This window comes from Roseovarius nubinhibens ISM (genome assembly GCF_000152625.1).
Taxonomy (GTDB): domain Bacteria; phylum Pseudomonadota; class Alphaproteobacteria; order Rhodobacterales; family Rhodobacteraceae; genus Roseovarius; species Roseovarius nubinhibens.
Genome location: NZ_CH724156.1, coordinates 2,863,671 through 2,878,084, shown reverse-complemented (window position 1 = coordinate 2,878,084; position 14,414 = coordinate 2,863,671). Strand labels below are relative to the sequence as shown.

Below are 14,414 nucleotides of genomic sequence, written 5' to 3'. Positions count from 1 at the left end.
CCTTCGGCGATTTTCCGATCCATTCAGACTTCGGGCGCGACCTGCGTCTGCAGCACCAGCGGCTGTTTCATCCAGGCCTTGAGCGCGGCATTGGTCGCCTCGGGCTGCTCCAACACCGGGAACTGCCCCGCGCCCTCGATCACCTCAAGCTTGCCATAGGGGATGAGCCCCGCCAGAAACGTGTGATGCTTGATCGGCGCGGTCCCGTCATGCGCGCCGCAGAGCACCAGCGCCGGCACCTTGCAGCGCCGCAGCGTCGGTTGATAATCCCGCCGCCGTTGCCGCGCCCGCATCTGCCGGAACAGGATCTCCGGCCCCAGATGATCCGCCATATCCTCGATCAGCGCCATCACCTCGGCCCGGTCCGGCCCGGGGGCGAGCGTGTTGGGATGCACCAGCCCCGCCACCACCTCGCGCAGCCGCCCGGCCCGCGCCTTGGTCAAGAGCGGCTCGAGATCGGCCGAGCTCTGCGGCGTCTCCGACAGCGCGCTGGTGTCCATCAGGGCAATCCGCGTCACCCGCTCGGGCGCGCGGCGCAGGATTTCCATCGCCACCACCCCGCCAAGGCCAAGCCCCGCGATGGCGGATTTGCGCGGCAGCAAATCGAGCAATTCCGAGGCGATTTCCTCGACCCGCTCGCCGCGCGTGATCGGGGCGACGGTCACCGCCATATCGCGGCTCAGCGCGGTCAGTTGCGGCCCGAACACCCGGGCATCACATAATAAACCCGGCAACAGCACCAAGGGCTCTTGCATGAAAATTCTCCTGCTCTCAGGCGTGCTCTCGCGCCTTTCCCCTACTGTGCCAATCTCCACAGGACAATCAAGGGTCAGGGATAGGCAATTGCCCGGAAAGGCGGAAAATCGTCATAGCGCGCCTGCCTCTCGGCCCGGCTCTCCCCCGGCTCGGCCCCGGAGGCGAGCAACGTGCCGCGCGGCGCGATATAGCTGCGGATCGCCCGCTCCGGCCGCTCGGCCCAACTCAGGTTGAAGGCGCAGAGCTTGGGAAAGAAATAGATGTCGGAATAAGGCAGATGATCATGCAGCCACCACGCCAGATCGCGCCAGTCCCGCCCCGCCTCATAGCGGTCGGCAAACCACGGGATCACCAGCGAGGTACAGGCCCCCGCCCCGCCCGGATAATCCCAGATATGCTGCCCCGCATTGGCCGCGTTGCGCGCACAGTTGAGGCCCTGCTCATTGCCAAACCGGTTGAGCGCCGCCGCGCGATAGCCCGAACGGATCGCAATCCGCCCAAAGGTCTCTTCCAGCGGATCGAGCAGCTCCTGACAGAGCCTTTGCCCCATCTCGATGGCCCGTTCGGGATCGTCGGGAATGTTCTGGATCTGGTGAAAATTGCCGATCTCCGAATAGAGGAAATCGCGCATGTAGAAATGCCGGCTGAGCCGCACCCGCCCCAGCGTCTCGAGGCTCCACATGCTGCGCGGGCGTCTCACCCATAGCCCTCCCAGCGAAAAGCGCCCTCCGCACTCAGCGGCGAAAACGGGTTATGCGCCACCTCCCAGACATGGCCCTCGGGATCGGCGAAATAGCCGATATGACCGCCCCAGAACACATCATGCGCCTCGCGCAGGACACGCGCCCCGGCGGCGCGGGCGGCATCGAGAACCTCCGCCACCTCCGCCTTGTCGCGCAAATTGTAGGCCAGCGTCATCGCCCCGGTGCCCAGCGTCTCGGGCGCCACCCCCATATCCCGCGCCAGATCGGCCCGCGGATAAAGGCCAAGCGCCTGCCCCAAAAGATCGAACACCACGATCCCCTCCGGGCTATCGACGCGACGCCAGCCCATCGCCGCGTAAAACGCCGCCGCCCGCGCCACATCCTCAACGCCGAGCGTGATCAGCGAGACGCGCGGCTCCATCACTCCAGCTTGTTTACCCATGCAACGATCTCCTCCACGGCACGGCCCGTGTTGCCCGGCGATAGAATATCGCCCGCCACAACATGCGCGAACCGGTCGTCAGTTTCTGTCAGCACGGGCCGCCCGCGCGTCGCCGCCCCGCCCCAGTGCGCCACCACCCCATCGGTGAGATCGGGCCGCACCACCTGATCCCCATCATCATAGTAGAAGAGCGCCGGCACGCTGAGGTTTGCATGATCCATGCCGCGCACATGCGCGACGAGCGCCGCCATCGGGAACACCGCCGTGCTGGGATACTCCGTCGTCCAGTACTTGGCGTGCCCCGCGTTCTGCGGCTCGAAACTGCGCCGCGCCCCCGCCACCAGCGGCAGCCACTGCCGCGCCCCCGGCCAGGTGAGCAACGGCGCCATCGGGTTGTTGATGCCGTAATTGGGCGAGATCAGCACGACACCGCGGATGTTCTCCGTCATCGCCGCATCAAACAGCGCCGCATGGGCCAGGGTTGCACCGGTCGAGGTGCCGATCACGATCACCTCATCGCCAATCGCCCGCCCCACCGCCAGCGCCTCGGCCATATCCTGCATCCAGTCGCCAACGCGCGGTTCGCCCATCGCCTCCGCGCCCCGGCCATGACCGCTCAGCCGGGTGAAAAAGAGGTTGGCGCCCAGTGCCTCGGCGACGCGGTCCGGCACCGGACGGATTTCCTCGGAACTGGCGGAAAACCCGTGCACATAGACGATGCTGAGCGGCGTGCGCGTCTCGCGCGGCCCGGCCCAGACGATGCGCTTTTGCGCGCCGTCGCGAATGTCGTCGAACCGGCTCTCCATCGCCTCGAGATAGACGCCCACCCCCTCGCCGAATTTGCGCGGCTCGAAGGTCGCGCTCATCTCCACCGGCTCGCGCGGGGCCAGCGTCACCAGCGCCAAAACACCGAGCCCAAGGGCGATCCCGGCCCAGCGCAAGGCCCGTCTCATGCCGCCCGTCCCGCCCGGGCGCTCACCTCTTCCACCGCCGTCACGATCAGCGCGAGACAGTCGGGATCAGAGAAGCGGTGATCCGCCCCATCGACGAGGGTAAGCCGCATATCGGGCGACTGACAATGTTCCAAAAGCCGCAAAGCCACCGACATATCCACGTCTTCATCGGCTGTTCCTTGCAAAAATCGAACAGGCACGTCGATTGTCAACGGGTCGCGCAACACGAGATTCTGCCGCCCGTCCTCGATCAAACGGCGGGTGATGACATAGGGCTCGCCATAGTCGCTGGGCAGCGCCACCTGCCCCTCGTCGAGCAGTTTCTGACGCAGACCCGCGTCAAACCCTTCCCACATGCTGTCCTCGGTGAAATCCGGCGCGGCGGCAATCGTCACCAGCCCCGCCAGCCGCTCGGGCATCGCCCGCGCCATCAGGAGAGAGATCCAGCCGCCCATCGACGAGCCCACCAAGATCTGCGGCCCCTCGGTCAACTGGCTGATCGCCGCGCGCGCATCCTCGGCCCAATCGCTGATCGCGCCATCGGTGAAGGCCTCGGAACTGTCGCCATGGCCGGAATAGTCAAAGCGCAAAAACGCCCGCCCCGTCGCCTTGGCCCAAGCCTCCAGATGCACCGCCTTGGTGCCCTGCATGTCCGATTTGAACCCGCCGAGAAACACCACCCCCGGCCCCGTGCCTTGGGTCTTCTCATAGGCGATCCGCCGCCCCGATGCCGTCTTCAGAAACTCAGCCATCCTCTACCTCTTGCAGTCCGCGCGCCCAGAACGCGCCTGCAAGAGACATCACGAGATAGAGCCCAAGCGCAAGGGGAAGTGACAGGGAGGCGACGCCCGCGCCCACCGCGCCCATCGCCAAAAGGATCACCCCGACGCCGGTGTTCGACACCGCCGTATAGCTCGCCCGCTCCTCCTTGGGCGCCATATCCACCAGATAGGTCGAGCGCGCGCTGCGCACCCCGTGATAGGCCACCATCAGCACGAAGAGCACGCCGGGAATGGCCCAAACCGTGCCGCTGAGGCCCAGCGCCGCCACGCCCAGTGCCAGCCCCATCGCCACCGCCCCCGCGATCCCGGCATAGATCAGCACCCGCCGCGACGACCGGTCGCTGAGCCGGCCCCAGACATAGGAGGACAAGAGCGACGCCAGCGCCGAGGCGAGGACCAAGGCCCCCAATTGCCGCGCCGCATTGCCCTCGGAGGCCAGCAAGACGAGATAGGGCGGCGCCAGCGCCGTGCCGACCAGCGCCCCCCGCGCCATCACGAACCGCCGCAGCTGGGGCCGCTCGCGCAAGAGCCGCAGCTGCCGGATCGAGGCCCGCGCCCCCATCGCCTCGCCCTCCTGCGCCGCCTCCTCCATCGCGCTCATCACCAGCGCCGCGCCGAGCCAGGCCACCCCCGCCAGAACCAGCGCGCCAATGACCAAGAGAAACCGCTCCGCCGCCCCGAACATGAGCAAGAGCGCAAAGAGAATGACCGCGCCCGAGGCCATGCTCGCCGCCGCCCCGGTCGCCGTGCCGCGCCGCGATTTGCCCACCGTCTTGCCGAGCACATCCTTGTAGGACACCGAACAGACCGACCGGCTCACCGCCAGCAGGCCCAACAGCCCCACGATCACCGCCCCCGCCACCGGCCCCTGCAGCATGAGCCCCGCCGCCACGATGCCGAGCGCCGCAATCCCCTGCCCCGCCGCCCCCGCGGCCCAGGCCCATTTGCGCCGCGCCATGCCGTGAATGCGCCCGGCGGTGAAGAGCTGCGGCAAAAGCGCCCCCGCCTCGCGGACCGGCACCAAGAGCCCCGCCCAGAGCGGCCCGGCCCCGAGATGCGCCAGAAGCCAGCTCAGCACCAGCTTCGGGTTGAGCAGCCCATCGGCCACCTTGCTGGCGCTCAACGCCATGATATGGCGCAGGAAATTCTCGGGCTCGACCTCGCGCGCCTCGGCCTCGAGACCACCATCCTCGTCGGGGTCCTCCACCAATGTCTCAAAGAGCTCGTCGCTCACCCCGGCCCGCATCCTCACACTCCTCTCGCGCCACCCGCCAGCAACTAGCGCCACAAAGCGCGAAATCCACCGCCCCCGCCGCTTGACATGAGAGGCGCATCGCGCGAAACCCAGCCCCACACATATCAACCCGCAACCGGGCGTTCCGTGGGCGCCAAACTGACGAGGAGCTTCGGCCTATGGCCCAGATTTCCCTGACTTTCCCCGATGGCAATGCACGCAGCTACGAGGCTGGGGTCACCCCCGGCGAAGTGGCCGCCGATATCTCGAAATCGCTTGGCAAAAAGGCCATCTCGGCGACAATCAACGACGCCCATTGGGACCTGCAATGGCCGATCCAAGAGGACGCGCGCATCGCCATTCACACCATGGCGGACGAACCTCAGGCCAACGAGCTGATCCGCCACGACCTCGCCCATATCATGGCCCGCGCCGTGCAAGAGCTCTGGCCCGATGTCAAAGTGACCATCGGCCCGGTGATCGAAAACGGCTGGTATTATGATTTCGACCGGGCCGAGCCCTTCACCCCCGAAGATCTCGGCGAGATCGAAAAGAAAATGCGCGAGATCATCAACAAGCGTGACGAAGTGCGCACCGAGATCTGGGATCGCGCCCGCGCGGTCAAGCATTATGAGGACAATGGCGAACCCTTCAAGGTCGAGCTGATCGAGGCCATCCCCGGCGACGAGCCGCTGCGCATGTATTGGCATGGCGACTGGCAGGACCTCTGCCGTGGCCCGCATCTCCAGCACACAGGTCAGGTCCCCGCCGACGCCTTCAAACTGATGAGCGTGGCCGGTGCCTATTGGCGCGGGGACAGCAGCCGCCAGATGCTGCAACGGATCTATGGCGTGGCCTTCACCGGCAAGGAAAAGCTCAAGGCGCATCTTCACATGCTCGAAGAGGCGGCCAAGCGCGACCACCGCAAGCTCGGCCGCGAAATGGACCTCTTCCACATGCAAGAAGAGGCCCCCGGTCAGGTCTTCTGGCATCCGAACGGCTGGACCATCTACACCGAGCTGCAGGATTACATGCGCCGCGCCCAACGCGCCGGCGGCTATGTCGAGGTCAACACGCCGCAGGTGGTGGACCGCAAGCTCTGGGAAAAATCCGGGCATTGGGAGAAATACCAGGAACATATGTTCATCGTCGAAGTCGACGAAGAGCACGCCCGCGAAAAGGCGGTGAACGCGCTCAAGCCGATGAACTGCCCCTGCCATGTGCAGATTTTCAACCAGGGCCTCAAATCCTACCGCGACCTGCCCCTGCGCATGGCTGAATTCGGATCCTGCAACCGGTACGAGCCCTCGGGCGCGCTGCACGGGGTCATGCGGGTGCGTGGCTTTACCCAAGATGACGGTCATATCTTCTGCCGCGAGGATCAGATCGAGAGCGAAACCAAACGCTTCATCGACTTCCTGTCGCGCGTCTACCGCGATCTCGGCTTTGAAAACTTCTCGGTCAAATTCTCCGACCGGCCGGAAAAACGCTCTGGCTCGGACGAGGTCTGGGACAAGGCGGAAACCGCGCTCAAATCCGCGACCGAGGCCGCCAATTGCAGCTTCACGCTCAACCCCGGCGAAGGCGCCTTCTACGGTCCCAAGCTCGAGTTCGTGCTGACCGACGCCATCGGGCGCGACTGGCAATGCGGCACGCTGCAGGTGGATTTCGTCCTGCCCGAGCGGCTCGACGCGACCTATATCGGCGAGGACGGCGCGAAACACCGCCCCGTCATGCTGCACCGTGCGACGCTCGGCTCCTTCGAGCGCTTCATCGGCATCTTGATCGAGGAGCACGCGGGCAAGCTGCCGTTCTGGCTCGCGCCGCGTCAGGTGGTCGTGGCCTCCATCGTGTCGGAGGCCGATGACTATGTGCATGAGGTGGTCGCCGGGCTCCGCGCCCAGGGCGTCCGGGCCGAGGCCGACATCCGCAACGAAAAGATCAACTACAAGGTCCGCGAACATTCGGTGGGCAAAGTGCCGGTGATTCTCGCCTGCGGCTTGCGCGAGGTCGAGGAAAAGACCGTCTCGGTGCGCCGTCTGGGGGAAAAACAGACGTCCGTTCAGGCGCTTGCCGATGTAACAAAGGCGCTCGCCACCGAGGCCACACCCCCCGATCGGCTGTAACATTTCGGCCCATGGGCGGATTTTCCCGGTTGAACAGCGCCGGAAAAACCCGCCCATAACTTGCACCATTCTTGTAAAATCAATGACTTACCCCGCGCCCGTTCGATGACATCATCTGACGGGCGCGTGTCTGACAGGCTCGTGAATAGCCTTGTGATATACTTCCCGCCTAAGCTTTACTCATCGCCGACGTATCGGGAGGTTCCCGGCGGCGAGATGTAACCAAGTCCTTAGGGAGACCAATCATGTCGACTATCGCTAAATCCGTGGCCCTCGCCGGTGCCGTGACCGCTGCCATCACCGCTCAAACCATCCCCGCCGCGGCGATGGAAAAAGAGAAATGCTTCGGCGTGTCGCTCGCCGGTCAGAACGACTGCAAGGCCGGCGCTGGCACCACCTGCGCAGGCACATCGACCGTGGATTACCAGGGCAACGCCTGGACCCTCGTCGACAAAGGCACCTGCACCGAAATCGAACTGCCGGCCCAGGCGGATGGCTCCGCGCGCATGGGTTCGATGGAAGAACTCGACCGCGACCTGCCGCAAGGCTAATCCGGATCGAAACGTCCCGCGCGGCCGCTGCGCCGCGCGGGACATCCGCCAGGAGCCGCTCCATGTTCGACGCCGACCAGCCCCACAACCGCCTGCCGCCCCTGCCGGGCGTTGGCTATAAACCCCAGCATTTCAGCGCGATCCTCGCCGATGCGGGGCCTGTTGGCTGGCTCGAAATTCATGCCGAAAACTATATGGGCGACGGTGGCCGCCCGCTGGCCCAGCTCCGTCACCTTTCCAACCATTTCCCGATTTCCGTGCATGGCGTCGGCCTCTCGATCGGCGGCGAAGCCGCGCTCGACCCCGACCATCTTGCCCGGCTGAAACATCTCTGCGACTGGCTCAACCCGGCGAGCTTTTCCGAACATCTCGCCTGGTCCACCCATGACAGCGCCTATCTCAACGATCTGCTGCCGCTGCCCTATACCGATGCCACGCTGACCCGCGTCGCCGATCATGTCGATCAGCTGCAAGAGGTGCTGGGCCGCCGGATGCTGCTGGAAAACCCTTCCTCCTATCTCGCCTTTGACGAAAGCACCTGGTCCGAGACCGGCTTTCTCGCCGAGATCAGCCGCCGCACCGGCTGTGGGCTGCTGCTCGACGTCAACAATGTCTTCATCTCGGCCACCAATCTCGGCTATTCGCCACAGAGCTATATCGACGATTTCCCGCTGATGGCGGTGGGCGAAATCCATCTCGGCGGCCATGACGAGGACGAAGACGACCACGGCGCGCCGCTGCTCATCGACAGCCACGGGCGCGAGGTGGCCGATCCGGTCTGGGCGCTGCTCGACTATACGCTCGCCCGCTCCGGCGCGCGGCCCTTGCTCATCGAATGGGACGCCGATGTGCCCGAATGGCCCGCCCTCGCCGCCGAGGCCACGCGCGCCCGTCATCATCTGGCCCAGGCCCCGGCATGAGCGTCGATCAAACCCATTTTCGCACGGCGCTTCTCGACAGCGCCGCCGCCGTCCCGTCCGGGCTGAGCGATGGCGCAGGCCGCCCCGCCGGTGGCCGGTTCTCGGTCTATCGCAACAATGTCGCGGTTAGCCTCACCGAGGCGCTCGAAGACAGTTTCCCGGTGATCCTGAAACTTCTCGGCGAGGAAAACTTTCGCGCGATCATGGGCGTCTTTCTGCGCGCCCACCCGCCCAAATCCCCGGTTCTGGCCCGCTATGGCGCGGATCTGCCCGGCTTTCTCGAAGCCTTCCCGCCGCTGGCCCACCTGCCCTACCTGGCCGATGTCGCTCGGCTCGAACTGGCGCTGATCCGCGCCTATCACGCCGCCGACAGCCGCCCCGCCGACGCGAGCATCCTGCAAAGCCTCTCCCCTGACGCGCTCCTGCAGACCCGCTTCACCCTCGCCCCGGCGCTCGAGCTTCTGCGCTCGCCCTGGCCCATTCACGCGATCTGGCGCTTCAACAGCGAAGAGGCCGCGCCCAAGCCCAGCCCCGGCGCGCAGGATGTGCTCATCATCCGCCCCGATTTCGATCCCGAACCGGTGCTGCTGCCCCCCGGCGCCGCCCCTTTCATCGCGGCCCTGAGGGAGGGCCAGCCCCTCGGCCCCGCCCATGACGCCGCATCCGAGGCCGCAGCAGAGGCGCAGGCCGAGTTTGACCTCACCCAATGCCTCTCCCTGCTGCTCTCTGCCAAGGCGATCACAGACATCCACTCCGGAACGACCCCATGACCCTGATTTTCTCCCTCTACGACCGTCTCACCAGCCCGCTGTCCCGGGCCGAGCCCCTGCTGCCGCTGCTTGCACGGTTTCTCTTTGCGGCGCTCTTTCTCGGCTATTATTGGGTCTCTGGCCTGACCAAGCTCGGCGACGGGATCATGGGGATTTTTCAGCCCTCCGTCGGCGCCTATGCCCAGATTTTCCCCCGCGCCATGGAGGCCGCCGGCTATGACGTGAGCCAACTCGGCCTCTTCCACTGGGCCGTGGTGCTCGCCGGCACATGGGCCGAATTCCTGCTGCCGCTCCTAATCGTGCTGGGGCTTTTCACCCGGCTCGCGGCGCTGGGCATGATCGGCTTTGTGGTGATGCAGAGCCTCACCGATCTCTACGGCCATGGCGCGATCTCGGAACCCGCCACGCTCGGTGCCTGGTTCGACAAGGCCCCCGATGCGGTGATCCTCGATCAGCGCGCGCTCTGGGTCTTTCTGCTCTTGGTGCTGGTGATCAAAGGCGCGGGTGCGCTGTCACTCGACGCGCTCCTCTCCCGCCGCCGCGCCTGATCCCGGCCGAGATACGCGCCTCAGAAATGCGCCTTCGGCTCGTCGGGACGCCCGGCGGCCAACGCCATGATCCCGCCCAGCGCCATCATGCCCAGCGGGAACATGGTAAAGACGCCAAAGCCAAAGGCCGCATAGAACAGCGCCCCCGAGCCCAGCAACAGCCCCCCCGCCCAGAGTGCCCGGTAGCGCGCCATCGCGCCCCCGGCAATCGCGAGGATCGGCGCGGCAAAGCTCGCCGCCCGGATCAGCCCGACATTATCCACCTGCCGCGCCAGCCCTTCGATCTCGCCATGGCGGTCGATGAACTCGGTATAGCCAAAGCCGAAAAATCCGACGATCAGGGCCAGAACGCCACCGATGATCCCCAATACCGCTGCTGCGTTACGCATGCTCTCTCCTGCACTTGCTACCCCGAAGAGATAGGCATTCAGCCCGCCGATCCAAGCCAAATCTCCTTCGCATCCGCCTTCCAGCCGAGGCTCATCACCTCGCCCTGCACCACCAAGGGCCGCTTCATCAGCGCCGGATGCGCCCGCAAAAGCGCCCCCGCCTCGCCCGCGCGTTCGGCCTCGGAAAGCCCCCGCCAGGTGGTCGACCGCGTGTTGAGAAGATCGCTGCCAAACCGCGCCTCCGCCGCGCTCAGAATCGCCTCAGGCACCGGCTCGGCCCGCACATCGCGCAGCACCGGCGCATGCCCCATGGCCTGCAATTCCTTCATCGCCTTGCGACAACTATCGCAAGTTTTCAGCCCAAATACGTCCATTTTGCCTCCGTTTTCATCCTGATTACCCGCCTGTCATCAAATCGTCACCCGGTAATGCTTGCTTTTTTACGGTCCCGTGTAATCTTAGAGATCGTGACCTCCTAGTTAGGCTTCGCGCCGCGCTTGGCAGTCGCCATGGCCCGGCATGTCCGTCCGGGGACTGAAGTAGAAGGAGAAGCGGAATGCCCACCGGCACCGTGAAATGGTTTAACACCACCAAAGGCTACGGCTTTATTGCGCCCGATGACGGCGGAAAAGACGTTTTCGTACATATCTCGGCAGTCGAGCGCTCCGGCCTCACCGGTCTCGCTGACGAGCAGAAGGTTGGCTATGAATTGCAAGACGGCCGCGATGGCCGCCAGATGGCCTCCGACCTGACCTTGCTGTGATCCGATTTTAATCTGATCTGATAGTGCAAAACCGCCCGCGATGCCGTGGCAGATGCTGTGGCACAGGGGCGGCTGAAATCCTGACCACGGGCCCGCCGACAGGCCGGCCCGCGTGTTGGACTTTCATCGTGACCGAGGCTTAGGAACAGCCCTTCACGCCTTCCGCACAATGGGCGCGGGCGCTGTAGGTCTTGCGCTTGGCATAGATTTTCTTCTTGGGCGCCGGATGGGTCATCATCTGGCTGTAGGTGACGTTGCTGGTGGGCTTGCCACAGCAGATCACGCCGCCCATGACGACCGGCTGAAACCCGGCGGGGCAATAGTTTTCATTGGTCGGATAGGGGTAAAGTTCGGCCTGCGCCGCCCCGGCTGTGAGCAGGCCAAGACCCAAGCAGGCCCCCAAGATTGTTGAACGTTTCATGAAAAATCCCTCTTGATATGGTTCCACCGTTACTTGGCGGATATCGTAGCCACGGGGGCGTGCCTGTCAATTTCTTTGATCGAAAACAACATGATGTGGGATTTTCGCCGCGCGCCGCCTCTGGGCCTCGCGCGCTTGGCCCCGCCCCACGGGTGATTTTGCGGCCAAATTCGGCTATGATCAGGCGGATTTTGAACCAAAGGTGATTGCCATGACCCGCCCGTTTCGCCTGCGCGTGCAGGGGTTTCTGACCGCCGCCGCCCTGCTCCTGCCCGCGCCGCTCTGGGCGCAACAGCCAAGCTTCAACTGCGCCAAGGCCGGCACGCCCACCGAACACGCGATCTGCGCCTCGCCCCTTCTCTCGGCGCTCGACCAAGAGATCGCCGAGGCCTACAAGGCCAAGCGCGCGACGCTGGGCAACGAGGCCCGCGCTGCCCTCCTCGCCGAGCAGCGCAGCTGGCTCAAGACCCGCGACCTCTGCGGTGATGTGGTTGCCTGTATCTCGGCCCAGATGCAGCACCGGCAGGCGCAACTGGGCGCCCCCTCCGCAATGGCCAGCAGCCATCCCGCCAGTCTCAACGCCGGGCGCTGGCATCCCTATAGCCGCACCGCCACCGCCTTTTACAGCGCGATGACCCTGTCATCGACGCGGCTCAGCTATGACAATGGGCTGACCTACGAGCTGCACCAGACCCGCCCCGGCAGCCCTGTCTACCGCGTCCGCCACATCGCCGGCCGCGACCCCGGCTCCTGCCCCGGCGGCCCGCTGACCCATATCGCCTTCGTGCTGGACCGGGGCCTGCTCCAGCAACATGACTACCGCAGCGCCACCGACCCCGCCGACCCGGTCTCCATGACCGCCGCCACCGTCCCAAGCGGCCAGACCAGCCCCTGCGGGATCTATGTCTTCTCGCGGTGAGGCCAGCGCCCGTCCCGACGAGGTTGGAAGCAAAGACCACCGCATCCCACAAAGGGCGGCGCCCGTCCCGACGGGGTGGAAGCGAAGCGCCCGCCCCGTGGGGGGCGGGACGGGCGCTGCCCGGTCTGCGACCGGGCGTGACCAATCTCAAATGCACAACAAAAAACGGGGCCGCAAAGCCCCGTCTTTCAATCACTTAAACCCTTCAGACCGCCCTATTCATCCATCTTCAAGGCCGAGATAAACGCTTCCTGCGGGATCTCTACCTTGCCGAATTGGCGCATCTTCTTCTTACCGGCCTTCTGCTTTTCCAAGAGCTTGCGCTTCCGGGTGGCGTCACCGCCATAGCATTTCGCCGTCACGTCCTTGCGCAGCGCCGAGAGCGTCTCGCGCGCGATCACCTTGCCGCCGATGGCCGCCTGGATCGGGATCTTGAACATGTGGCGCGGGATCAGATCCTTGAGCTTCTCGCACATCGCCCGGCCGCGCATCTCGGCGCGGTCGCGGTGCACCATCATCGACAGCGCATCCACCGGCTCGTCATTCACCAGGATCGACATCTTGACGAGATTGTCCTGACGATAGCCTTCCATCTGGTAGTCAAAGCTCGCATAGCCCTTGGTCACCGATTTCAGACGGTCGTAGAAATCGAACACCACCTCGTTGAGCGGCAGATCATAGACCACCATCGCCCGTGCCCCGGCATAGGTCAGGTCGAGCTGAATGCCGCGCCGGTCCTGGCAGAGCTTGAGCACATCGCCGAGATACTCATCCGGCACGAGGATCGTCGCCTTGATGCGCGGCTCCTCGATGTGATCGACATAGGTGAGGTCGGGCATGTCGGCGGGGTTGTGCAGATCCTGCTGCGTCCCGTCCTTCATGAAGACGTGATAGATCACCGAGGGAGCCGTGGTGATGAGCTCGATATCATATTCGCGCTCGATCCGGTCGCGGATCACCTCGAGATGCAAGAGCCCCAAGAACCCGCAGCGAAAGCCAAAGCCCAGCGCCGCAGAAGTTTCCATCTCATAGCTGAAACTCGCATCGTTGAGCGCCAGCTTCTCGATCGCATCGCGCAGGTCCTCGAACTCGGCGCTGTCCACCGGGAAGAGCCCACAGAAGACCACCGGCTGCGACGGTTTGAACCCCGGCAGCGGCTTGTCGGCGGGCTTCTTGTCATGGGTGATCGTGTCGCCCACCTTGGTGTCGCGCACCTGCTTGATCGAGGCGTTGATGAACCCGATCTCGCCGGGGCCCAATTCATCCACCACCTGCATCGCAGGGCGGAACACGCCGATCCGGTCCACACCATAGCGCGCGCCGGTCTGCATCATGCGGATCTGGTCGCCCTTCTTGAGGACGCCATCCATGATCCGCACCAGAACCACCACCCCGAGATAGCTGTCATACCAGCTGTCGACGAGCATCGCCTTCAGCGGCGCATCGCGGTCGCCCTTCGGGGCGGGCAGATGTTTGACAATCGCCTCGAGCGTCTCGGTGATGCCCTGCCCGGTCTTGGCGCTGACGGCGATGGCGCCGCTCGCGTCGATGCCGATGACATCCTCGATCTGCTCGGCCACCCGATCGCAATCGCTGGCGGGCAGGTCGATCTTGTTGAGCACCGGGATGAGATCGTGATCGGCCTCGATGGCATGGTAAACATTGGCCAGGGTCTGCGCCTCGACGCCCTGGGTGCTGTCCACCACCAACAGGCTGCCTTCGACCGCCCGCATCGACCGGCTCACCTCATAGGCAAAGTCGACATGGCCCGGCGTGTCGATCAGGTTGAGAACATAGGTCTCGCCATCCTGCGCCAGGTAATCGATGCGCACGGTGTTGGCCTTGATCGTGATGCCGCGCTCGCGCTCGATATCCATACTGTCGAGAAGCTGCGCCTTCATGTCCCGTTCCGCGACCGTGTTGGTCTGCTGAATCAGGCGATCGGCCAAGGTCGATTTACCGTGGTCGATATGGGCCACGATCGAGAAATTTCGGATATGAGAAAGCGGTGTCATAGCGATGGGATATGTCGGGGAATAGAGGCGCGGTCAAGGTGGCATGAACGTGGCCAGACCCCTGTTTTGCGCATTTTCACCGCCCCTGCCCCCGGCTTGGGCACGGTTTCGCCAAACCACG

Annotated in this window: 17 protein-coding genes; 7 read left to right on the top strand and 10 right to left on the bottom strand. The window is 64.8% G+C overall.

Going from position 1 to position 14,414, the window contains the following annotated elements:
* Window positions 1-23 precede the first annotated feature (23 nt).
* From ISM_RS13850 to ISM_RS13825, 6 genes are all read right to left on the bottom strand, one after another.
* The gene (locus ISM_RS13850) at window positions 24-755 is read right to left on the bottom strand and encodes an alpha/beta fold hydrolase (RefSeq protein ID WP_040618097.1); all 732 of its coding nucleotides are present in this window, start codon (window positions 753-755) and stop codon (window positions 24-26) included.
* Window positions 756-829: 74 nt separating this feature from the next.
* Window positions 830-1,438, bottom strand: coding sequence for a hypothetical protein (locus tag ISM_RS13845; RefSeq protein WP_009814812.1), 609 nt, complete (start codon window positions 1,436-1,438; stop codon window positions 830-832).
* Window positions 1,439-1,452: 14 nt separating this feature from the next.
* On the bottom strand, window positions 1,453-1,881 hold the full coding sequence (locus ISM_RS13840) for a VOC family protein (protein WP_009814811.1): 429 nt from the start codon (window positions 1,879-1,881) through the stop codon (window positions 1,453-1,455).
* The gene (locus ISM_RS13835) at window positions 1,881-2,855 is read right to left on the bottom strand and encodes an alpha/beta hydrolase (protein WP_009814810.1); all 975 of its coding nucleotides are present in this window, start codon (window positions 2,853-2,855) and stop codon (window positions 1,881-1,883) included. The genes ISM_RS13840 and ISM_RS13835 overlap by 1 nt, the downstream gene beginning before the upstream one ends.
* Window positions 2,852-3,607 carry an alpha/beta hydrolase gene (locus ISM_RS13830; RefSeq protein ID WP_009814809.1) on the bottom strand — a complete coding sequence of 252 codons (756 nt, stop codon included), beginning with the start codon at window positions 3,605-3,607 and terminating at the stop codon, window positions 2,852-2,854. Before ISM_RS13830 ends, ISM_RS13835 begins: the two co-directional genes overlap by 4 nt.
* The gene (locus ISM_RS13825; protein ID WP_009814808.1) at window positions 3,600-4,883 is read right to left on the bottom strand and encodes an MFS transporter; all 1,284 of its coding nucleotides are present in this window, start codon (window positions 4,881-4,883) and stop codon (window positions 3,600-3,602) included. Before ISM_RS13825 ends, ISM_RS13830 begins: the two co-directional genes overlap by 8 nt.
* A 167-nt stretch (window positions 4,884-5,050) precedes the next feature.
* On the opposite strand from ISM_RS13825, the gene thrS reads away from it, so the two are divergent.
* The 5 genes from thrS (at window position 5,051) to ISM_RS13800 (ending at window position 9,786) form a co-directional block, all read left to right on the top strand.
* Window positions 5,051-6,997, top strand: coding sequence for a threonine--tRNA ligase (gene thrS, locus ISM_RS13820; protein WP_009814807.1), 1,947 nt, complete (start codon window positions 5,051-5,053; stop codon window positions 6,995-6,997).
* Window positions 6,998-7,242: 245 nt separating this feature from the next.
* Complete coding sequence (locus tag ISM_RS13815) at window positions 7,243-7,548, top strand: BufA1 family periplasmic bufferin-type metallophore (RefSeq protein ID WP_040618096.1); 306 nt, start codon at window positions 7,243-7,245, stop codon at window positions 7,546-7,548.
* A 62-nt stretch (window positions 7,549-7,610) separates the two neighbouring features.
* Entirely contained in the window at window positions 7,611-8,468 is an 858-nt protein-coding gene (gene bufB, locus ISM_RS13810) for an MNIO family bufferin maturase (protein WP_009814805.1), read from the top strand.
* A complete protein-coding gene (locus tag ISM_RS13805; protein WP_009814804.1) occupies window positions 8,465-9,238 on the top strand; it encodes an HvfC/BufC N-terminal domain-containing protein in 774 nt (257 codons plus the stop codon). Before bufB ends, ISM_RS13805 begins: the two co-directional genes overlap by 4 nt.
* Complete coding sequence (locus ISM_RS13800) at window positions 9,235-9,786, top strand: DoxX family membrane protein (RefSeq protein ID WP_009814803.1); 552 nt, start codon at window positions 9,235-9,237, stop codon at window positions 9,784-9,786. Before ISM_RS13805 ends, ISM_RS13800 begins: the two co-directional genes overlap by 4 nt.
* Before the next feature lie 20 nt (window positions 9,787-9,806).
* Here the strand turns inward: ISM_RS13800 and ISM_RS13795 are convergent, their stop codons facing one another.
* Together ISM_RS13795 and ISM_RS13790 are read right to left on the bottom strand one after the other, a co-directional pair.
* Window positions 9,807-10,175 carry a hypothetical protein gene (locus ISM_RS13795; protein WP_040618095.1) on the bottom strand — a complete coding sequence of 123 codons (369 nt, stop codon included), beginning with the start codon at window positions 10,173-10,175 and terminating at the stop codon, window positions 9,807-9,809.
* 38 nt (window positions 10,176-10,213) lie between these two features.
* Entirely contained in the window at window positions 10,214-10,549 is a 336-nt protein-coding gene (locus tag ISM_RS13790) for an arsenate reductase family protein (protein ID WP_040618094.1), read from the bottom strand.
* A gap of 182 nt (window positions 10,550-10,731) precedes the next feature.
* Between ISM_RS13790 and ISM_RS13785 the strand changes: the two genes are divergently transcribed.
* Window positions 10,732-10,938 (top strand): cold-shock protein, encoded by a 207-nt coding sequence (locus ISM_RS13785; RefSeq protein WP_009814800.1) that lies wholly within the window; start codon window positions 10,732-10,734, stop codon window positions 10,936-10,938.
* 139 nt (window positions 10,939-11,077) lie between these two features.
* Here the strand turns inward: ISM_RS13785 and ISM_RS13780 are convergent, their stop codons facing one another.
* On the bottom strand, window positions 11,078-11,359 hold the full coding sequence (locus ISM_RS13780) for a hypothetical protein (protein ID WP_040618093.1): 282 nt from the start codon (window positions 11,357-11,359) through the stop codon (window positions 11,078-11,080).
* A 211-nt stretch (window positions 11,360-11,570) separates the two neighbouring features.
* On the opposite strand from ISM_RS13780, the gene ISM_RS17790 reads away from it, so the two are divergent.
* Window positions 11,571-12,278: a lysozyme inhibitor LprI family protein gene (locus tag ISM_RS17790; RefSeq protein WP_009814798.1), complete on the top strand. Its 708-nt coding sequence runs from the start codon at window positions 11,571-11,573 to the stop codon at window positions 12,276-12,278.
* A gap of 215 nt (window positions 12,279-12,493) precedes the next feature.
* Here ISM_RS17790 and lepA read toward each other — a convergent pair whose 3' ends face one another.
* The gene (gene lepA, locus ISM_RS13770) at window positions 12,494-14,293 is read right to left on the bottom strand and encodes a translation elongation factor 4 (protein WP_009814797.1); all 1,800 of its coding nucleotides are present in this window, start codon (window positions 14,291-14,293) and stop codon (window positions 12,494-12,496) included.
* Window positions 14,294-14,414: the final 121 nt, after the last annotated feature.

Coding starts and splice junctions, on each gene's coding strand:
- ISM_RS13850 (WP_040618097.1), bottom strand. CDS start 755: ATGCAAGAGCCCTTGGTGCTGTTGCCGGGTTTATTATGTGATGCCCGG.
- ISM_RS13845 (WP_009814812.1), bottom strand. CDS start 1,438: ATGTGGAGCCTCGAGACGCTGGGGCGGGTGCGGCTCAGCCGGCATTTC.
- ISM_RS13840 (WP_009814811.1), bottom strand. CDS start 1,881: ATGGAGCCGCGCGTCTCGCTGATCACGCTCGGCGTTGAGGATGTGGCG.
- ISM_RS13835 (WP_009814810.1), bottom strand. CDS start 2,855: ATGAGACGGGCCTTGCGCTGGGCCGGGATCGCCCTTGGGCTCGGTGTT.
- ISM_RS13830 (WP_009814809.1), bottom strand. CDS start 3,607: ATGGCTGAGTTTCTGAAGACGGCATCGGGGCGGCGGATCGCCTATGAG.
- ISM_RS13825 (WP_009814808.1), bottom strand. CDS start 4,883: ATGCGGGCCGGGGTGAGCGACGAGCTCTTTGAGACATTGGTGGAGGAC.
- thrS (WP_009814807.1), top strand. CDS start 5,051: ATGGCCCAGATTTCCCTGACTTTCCCCGATGGCAATGCACGCAGCTAC.
- ISM_RS13815 (WP_040618096.1), top strand. CDS start 7,243: ATGTCGACTATCGCTAAATCCGTGGCCCTCGCCGGTGCCGTGACCGCT.
- bufB (WP_009814805.1), top strand. CDS start 7,611: ATGTTCGACGCCGACCAGCCCCACAACCGCCTGCCGCCCCTGCCGGGC.
- ISM_RS13805 (WP_009814804.1), top strand. CDS start 8,465: ATGAGCGTCGATCAAACCCATTTTCGCACGGCGCTTCTCGACAGCGCC.
- ISM_RS13800 (WP_009814803.1), top strand. CDS start 9,235: ATGACCCTGATTTTCTCCCTCTACGACCGTCTCACCAGCCCGCTGTCC.
- ISM_RS13795 (WP_040618095.1), bottom strand. CDS start 10,175: ATGCGTAACGCAGCAGCGGTATTGGGGATCATCGGTGGCGTTCTGGCC.
- ISM_RS13790 (WP_040618094.1), bottom strand. CDS start 10,549: ATGGACGTATTTGGGCTGAAAACTTGCGATAGTTGTCGCAAGGCGATG.
- ISM_RS13785 (WP_009814800.1), top strand. CDS start 10,732: ATGCCCACCGGCACCGTGAAATGGTTTAACACCACCAAAGGCTACGGC.
- ISM_RS13780 (WP_040618093.1), bottom strand. CDS start 11,359: ATGAAACGTTCAACAATCTTGGGGGCCTGCTTGGGTCTTGGCCTGCTC.
- ISM_RS17790 (WP_009814798.1), top strand. CDS start 11,571: ATGACCCGCCCGTTTCGCCTGCGCGTGCAGGGGTTTCTGACCGCCGCC.
- lepA (WP_009814797.1), bottom strand. CDS start 14,293: ATGACACCGCTTTCTCATATCCGAAATTTCTCGATCGTGGCCCATATC.